At 34.8% G+C, this 5,608-nt stretch carries 5 protein-coding genes and 1 pseudogene; 5 read left to right on the top strand and 1 reads right to left on the bottom strand.

Features of this window, described 5'->3' with window-relative positions; genetic code table 11:
- Nucleotides 1-66: 66 nt before the first annotated feature.
- The 3 genes and pseudogenes from I6U49_RS16680 to I6U49_RS16690 all read left to right on the top strand — a co-directional run bounded on the left by I6U49_RS16680 (nt 67) and on the right by I6U49_RS16690 (nt 3,263).
- Nucleotides 67-1,199 (top strand): annotated as a pseudogene (locus tag I6U49_RS16680) (IS3 family transposase).
- Nucleotides 1,200-1,282: 83 nt separating this feature from the next.
- On the top strand, nt 1,283-1,735 hold the full coding sequence (locus tag I6U49_RS16685) for a hypothetical protein (RefSeq protein WP_133756144.1): 453 nt from the start codon (nt 1,283-1,285) through the stop codon (nt 1,733-1,735).
- A 163-nt stretch (nt 1,736-1,898) separates the two neighbouring features.
- Nucleotides 1,899-3,263: a hypothetical protein gene (locus I6U49_RS16690; protein WP_198629681.1), complete on the top strand. Its 1,365-nt coding sequence runs from the start codon at nt 1,899-1,901 to the stop codon at nt 3,261-3,263.
- 257 nt (nt 3,264-3,520) lie between these two features.
- Here I6U49_RS16690 and I6U49_RS16695 read toward each other — a convergent pair whose 3' ends face one another.
- Nucleotides 3,521-4,576: an IS110 family RNA-guided transposase gene (locus I6U49_RS16695; RefSeq protein WP_198629682.1), complete on the bottom strand. Its 1,056-nt coding sequence runs from the start codon at nt 4,574-4,576 to the stop codon at nt 3,521-3,523.
- 258 nt (nt 4,577-4,834) lie between these two features.
- On the opposite strand from I6U49_RS16695, the gene I6U49_RS16700 reads away from it, so the two are divergent.
- Both I6U49_RS16700 and I6U49_RS16705 read left to right on the top strand, forming a co-directional pair.
- Nucleotides 4,835-5,131 (top strand): type II toxin-antitoxin system HigB family toxin, encoded by a 297-nt coding sequence (locus I6U49_RS16700; RefSeq protein WP_198629673.1) that lies wholly within the window; start codon nt 4,835-4,837, stop codon nt 5,129-5,131.
- Nucleotides 5,132-5,142: 11 nt separating this feature from the next.
- Nucleotides 5,143-5,511 carry a helix-turn-helix domain-containing protein gene (locus I6U49_RS16705; RefSeq protein ID WP_198629674.1) on the top strand — a complete coding sequence of 123 codons (369 nt, stop codon included), beginning with the start codon at nt 5,143-5,145 and terminating at the stop codon, nt 5,509-5,511.
- Nucleotides 5,512-5,608 lie beyond the last annotated feature (97 nt).

The following is a 5,608-nucleotide window of genomic DNA, read 5'->3' on the forward strand; positions in this document are numbered from 1 at the left end:
TGTAAGCTTCCCTTAAAAACGAACTGTTTAAAAGTATAATATATTTTATAACTTTAAACAGTAATTATGAAGAAGAGTAGATATTCACCACAGCAAATCGCAAAGATTTTAAAGGAATTTGATAACGGAAAAACGGCCGCAGAGATCAGCCGTGAATATGGCATTAGTACAGCGGCATTTTACAAGTGGCGGGAACGCTATGGCGGTATGAACGGCAAAGAGCTGAAGCGCCTAAAAGATCTGGAAGAGGAAAATCGAAGACTGAAGCAGATGTATGCCAATCTATCCCTGGATCATCAAATGGCCAAAGAAATCATTGAAAAAAAGCTTTAAAGCCCTGCCGTAAAAGAGCCATAGCCAAAGAACTTGTTCATTACGGTATCAGCAGGGCATGCCGGGTTTTAAATATGAGCAAAAGCGTTTTTTATTACAAGCCAACCCCAAAGGACGATACTGCTATAGAGAAGGCCTTACGACAAAAAGCTAAAGAACATAGTGAGGAAGGCTTCTGGATGGCTTACGATCGATTAAGGAATGAAGGTAAGCCCTGGAACCACAAACGAGTGTACCGGGTTTATAAAAAGCTTGGCTTAAGTTTGAGAAGAAAGGTGAAAAAGCGTTTGCCTACCAGGGTTAAAGACCCCCTGGAGGCTCCTACGGCACCTAATCGTAGTTGGAGTATTGATTTTGTGACCGATGTTTTAGAAAACAAAAGGCGCTTCCGTGGCTTAACGGTAATCGATGATTACAACCGGGAAGCATTGCATATAGAAATTGATTTTTCACTGCCCAGCAAACGTGTCGTATGGGTACTAAACCATTTGATTAATCGCAGAGGGAAACCCAAAAAGATAAGAATGGATAATGGTCCTGAATTTATTGCTAAAATAGCTTCAGAGTGGAGCCAGATGCATGAAATCGACTTCCAGTACATCCAACCAGGGAAACCTACACAGAATGCTTTTATTGAACGATTCAATGGAACTTATCGAAGAGGCGTTCTCAATAAATACCTTTTTGAAGATCTCAATCAAGTAAGGGAACAAACTGAGACCTAGATGGAAGATTACAATAACGTAAGACCTCATAATGCACTGGGAAAAATGGCACCGGTAGCATTCGCTAAAATTCATTCTCCTGGCGGTACCGCCAGGAGAATGAAAAATAATATTTTTGGACAATCAAGCAGTTCTAATTAGGGGAAGCTTACAGTTAACCAAAACCGTTGTAGCAAATTTGACAAAAATCCCGTAAGAATTGAACTTTAAGTAAAAAATATATTATGAAAACAAAGATTTTATTATTCCTATTGGGAATCGGACTTTTGATTAGTTGTAATAACGATGATGATGCTAATTATCAATCGACTGAAATTAATTTCACGGAAATCGGAAAAGGAGCATTATTCGGAAATGGACAAGAGGGAATTTCTCAATCTAATTTGACTATTTCAAATTCGACTGAATGGCAAAATCTAATTTCTCAAATGAACTCTGTAAATAACACAACCGATAATTTTACAGAAACTGATATAAACTTTAACGAGTTTACTGTATTTGCCATTTTTCTTGAAGTTAAAGGTCAAGGTTGGGAAATTGAAACGGAAAATGTTATTGAAAATCAAAATAATATTTCTATTTCGACTGTTGAAACTGAATATGCAACTTCAGTGATAACTCAACCTTTTAGTATTATTAAAATTCCAAAAACAGAAAAACCAATAATAGTGGAATAAAAACTTGCTACAACAATGTATAACCGCAATTACGGCGGATTCGACTACGTCCGAATCCACTCGGAATTGCTAACACCAGTTCTTAACCGAAAATTAACGCATATTAACCCGTAACTGACGGTTATACGTGACCGTTATATGGCATTTGCTAATTTAGATTCGAGTGAAAAACTACTATTGCATAAATTTAAAGTTTAAAGACAAGAAAATATCAGAGAAAATACACCATTCTCATTTTTACGTTTCTGATTCTGAAATGTATTTGAAAATCTATTTTGATGACGAAAATTCCAGAATAGATAGAAAATATATGCTTTCAAAAAATACTCACGGATTTTTTGAAGATACATTTGAAATCATAAATACAGAGATTGGACTTTTATTTAATAAAAGTAGAATTTATCGAACGCTTTCTAATGATGTAGAAACTTATGATCACTTCACAATTTATGTTAGTGATGTTGGAATAATATTCCCAAATGTTCACAGGGAATTTATCAACGAAGGTCAAGCAGTAATAGATGATAATGGATTGAAAATAGTAAACGGATTTTATTCATTCTTCACGAATATTGGAAATAAAAATCAATACTCTATTTCAAGGATGAATGGGATGAAAGACTTTTACAAAGCTGCCAAAATGAATTATCGTCCGGAATTGAACTTTGTTGACAATGAAAAAAGAGGCAGTTCAGAATTTACAGTAATAAAGATTCCAATAATTAATTTCAACTTTAATGATATAGATTTCGAGGACATAAGCTTAAACCTTGAAGACATTTGTTACTTCATATCATTCTGTTTTGGGATTAGGATCAATATTAAAAAGATTAGCTATAGAACTGAAGAAGAAATTTTAATATATCGTAAAACTCTACCTAATCATAAAACATATATTTCAGAATTTCTTGTAGTATTTGATTTGCTTAAAGAGAACTACAATATTCAGAAAATTCTAAACACCAATTGGCATAAATATTATTCCAATACAAGGAAAAAAATTAATAAGGCTATTGACAATTATCTCCATTCAAGAGAAGTTGATTTAAGTGCTTCGTATCTTTTACTATTTAATATCATTGAGATCTTTAACGTTAAGCAAGATATTGAGCAATTTGAATTTGATTCTAAGAAAGAAGAAAAGTTTGATGAAGCCTTTGAATTAATTTCTGGTTCTCTAATCAATAAAGAAGACGAAGAACTACTAAAAAATAAATGGAAATGGGTAAAGAATAAAATTGCTATAAAACCAATGAAAAGTTCATTGGAAGAAACTCTGAAAATAAACAATATTAATTCAGATCGTTTTGGATACTCCTTTTCACATTTAAAGAAAACAAGGGACAAACTTACTCACGGAAGTGTAAATTCAATACCAGATAAGAAGTTAAAATCTCAAATTAGATGTTTAAGAAAAATATCTGCTTGTTTAATTTTAGCTAATTTAGGATTAAAAGAGGATATCGCAAACGCCCAGTGCCCAACAACGCATCCTATGAAAAGCAATAATCTTGTCTCTCAAAAATAATATTTTAAACTCTATTATTTCATAATCATTTAATTTTTAAGGCGTTGAATTTTTAATGAAGCTTTGCTTCAATAAGAATTCAATGCAAAAATAACCTGCTCAGCATCCTATTTGTGGTCACTTCCAGAGTGCCACCAGCATCACTATGATTGGTTAAATAAATCTGTCCACTTGCTAAAAAATGTGATCCTAATTGACCACCTACGTTGTTTTGTGGTACAGACTTTTACTATTTTGAGCTTAGCTATTGATTAATACTATGATATTACCCCAATTTCATAAGGGGTTTCTGTTTTAATTACCGCCAAAGTGCGACTCAATAATTTATGTGCTACTTTAACTATTATTTTCTTGACGTCCTTTCCCAGATGTTTTCGGTAGTACCCCTGAATAACAGGATCGGTTCGTATGGCTTGCCAGGCTGCTTCCACAAAATAAGATCGGATCAGCCTGTGGCATCTCGGGTTCATTCCAAGGGATTTAGAAGTAGTGCCACTTTCATAGAGACCAGGAGCCAGCCCAACATAACCGGCTAGGTGCTTTAAATTGTTAAACCGTCTTAGGTCACCGAGTTCAGATAGTATTCCTACCGCTACAATTCCGCCGATTCCCGGAACACTCCTTAGTAGGTAGTAATCCTTCTTAAAATGTTTACGGCAATAGGCCCGAAGCTGACTGGAAACATCCCGAAGCTCTTTATCTATAAATCTAAAATTACGCATTTTACTGGCCATAGTTTCACGGGCTGTTGGATAATTAAATTGCTGATTATCTATCCAATGTCGAAAAGCGTGGCTCCAATGGTCATTATCGAACTCCTCTGGGACTTTGATGCCAAAATATAATAATTGCATCTTGATCATACATTTGATACGCCTAAAGTCTTTAACCAGTTCATTCCTTCGACGAAAAAGACTTCGCAACTCTTCACGTTCTATATTGGGTATAATGATACTATCTAGACGCCCGTCTTTAAGTTCCCGACTAATAAGTTGAGCGTCGATCCTGTCAGTTTTGGTGTATCGCTCCTTTCCTTTGCGATGTATATCTGCAGGATTCACTACCAGGGATTTCCAGCCATAGCTCTCAAAGCTGCGATGGGCAGAATAGCCACAGCAACCAGCTTCATACGCAGTGGTTACCTGGTAATCTGGAAAATGTTTTTGAACGTATGCATGTAATTTATCAGGTTCTGGTGGCATAGTAAAAGATTTACCGGCAAATAGATCGGTGCTGCAGTGTATTTTCCAGCTCCTCTTGTGGATGTCGATTCCTATGAATAACTTTGGTTGGGCAGTAACTCGGGATTCCATATCTTTAGTTTTTATGGTGAATATTAAAGATACTCGATTACTGCTTTTTCATTGATGCTAACTCAAATAGGCGGCACCGTTAGAAAGAAAATAATTATCTTCACCAACAAACCAGGTTTACGCCGACAAATTCGCGTCCCCTACTCCGCCAACTTGTGTTATGCGAGACCGTTACCCTTTATTTTCACAAAAGAAAAACTGATAACAAATGTTCTAAAATAGAGAACTTTTATTTATCTTTGTAGTAGAAATTAATCTATGAAAAGAATAATTGCAAAAAGAACTTTACGCGAATTTTGGGAGAAGCATTCCGATTCCGAGCAATATTTGAAAACTTGGTATGAAACCGCAAAATCATCAAATTGGAAGTCACCAAACGATATTAAGAAAACTTACATAAACGCAAGCATTTTAAAAGATAGCAGAGTGGTTTTCAACATAAAAGGAAATTCCTATCGATTGATTGTAAAATTCAACTATGACAGACAATGGGCGTTTATACGATTTGTGGGAACTCACGCCGAGTATGATAAAGTGAATGCGGACACGATTTAAAACAAAAGACTATGAAAATAAAACCAATAAAAACAGAAAAAGATTACGAACAAGCTTTAGAAAGATTAGAAGTAATTTTTGATGCTGACTCAAATTCAAAAGAAGGAGACGAAGCGGAAATTTTATCACTCTTAATCGAGAATTACGAAAATCAACATTTTCCAATAGAAGCTCCAGATCCAATAGAAGCAATTAAAATAAGAATGGAAGAAATGAATCTCAAACAAAAAGATTTAGTTGGAATTATTGGAGGAAAAAGCAGGGTTTCGGAAATCTTAAACAAAAAGAAAAGATTGACAGTAGATATGATTCGAGAATTAGAACGGATTTTACATATTTCTGCATCCGTTCTTGTGAACAATTATCAGCTCTCGAAGTAAAAAACAAAGGGTAACATCGGTTAACAAACAATTGGTAATTGAAAAAGTAACTAAATTCAAAATCTGAACACCAGCTGTTGTTAACCGCAAACCGTTG

This window comes from Salegentibacter maritimus, from assembly GCF_016236915.1.
Taxonomy (GTDB): domain Bacteria; phylum Bacteroidota; class Bacteroidia; order Flavobacteriales; family Flavobacteriaceae; genus Salegentibacter; species Salegentibacter maritimus.

Excerpts from the sequence above, each read along its gene's own strand:
- I6U49_RS16685 (WP_133756144.1), top strand. The coding sequence starts at position 1,283 with ATGAAAACAAAGATTTTATTATTCCTATTGGGAATCGGACTTTTGATT.
- I6U49_RS16695 (WP_198629682.1), bottom strand. The coding sequence starts at position 4,576 with ATGGAATCCCGAGTTACTGCCCAACCAAAGTTATTCATAGGAATCGAC.
- I6U49_RS16700 (WP_198629673.1), top strand. The coding sequence starts at position 4,835 with ATGAAAAGAATAATTGCAAAAAGAACTTTACGCGAATTTTGGGAGAAG.
- I6U49_RS16705 (WP_198629674.1), top strand. The coding sequence starts at position 5,143 with ATGAAAATAAAACCAATAAAAACAGAAAAAGATTACGAACAAGCTTTA.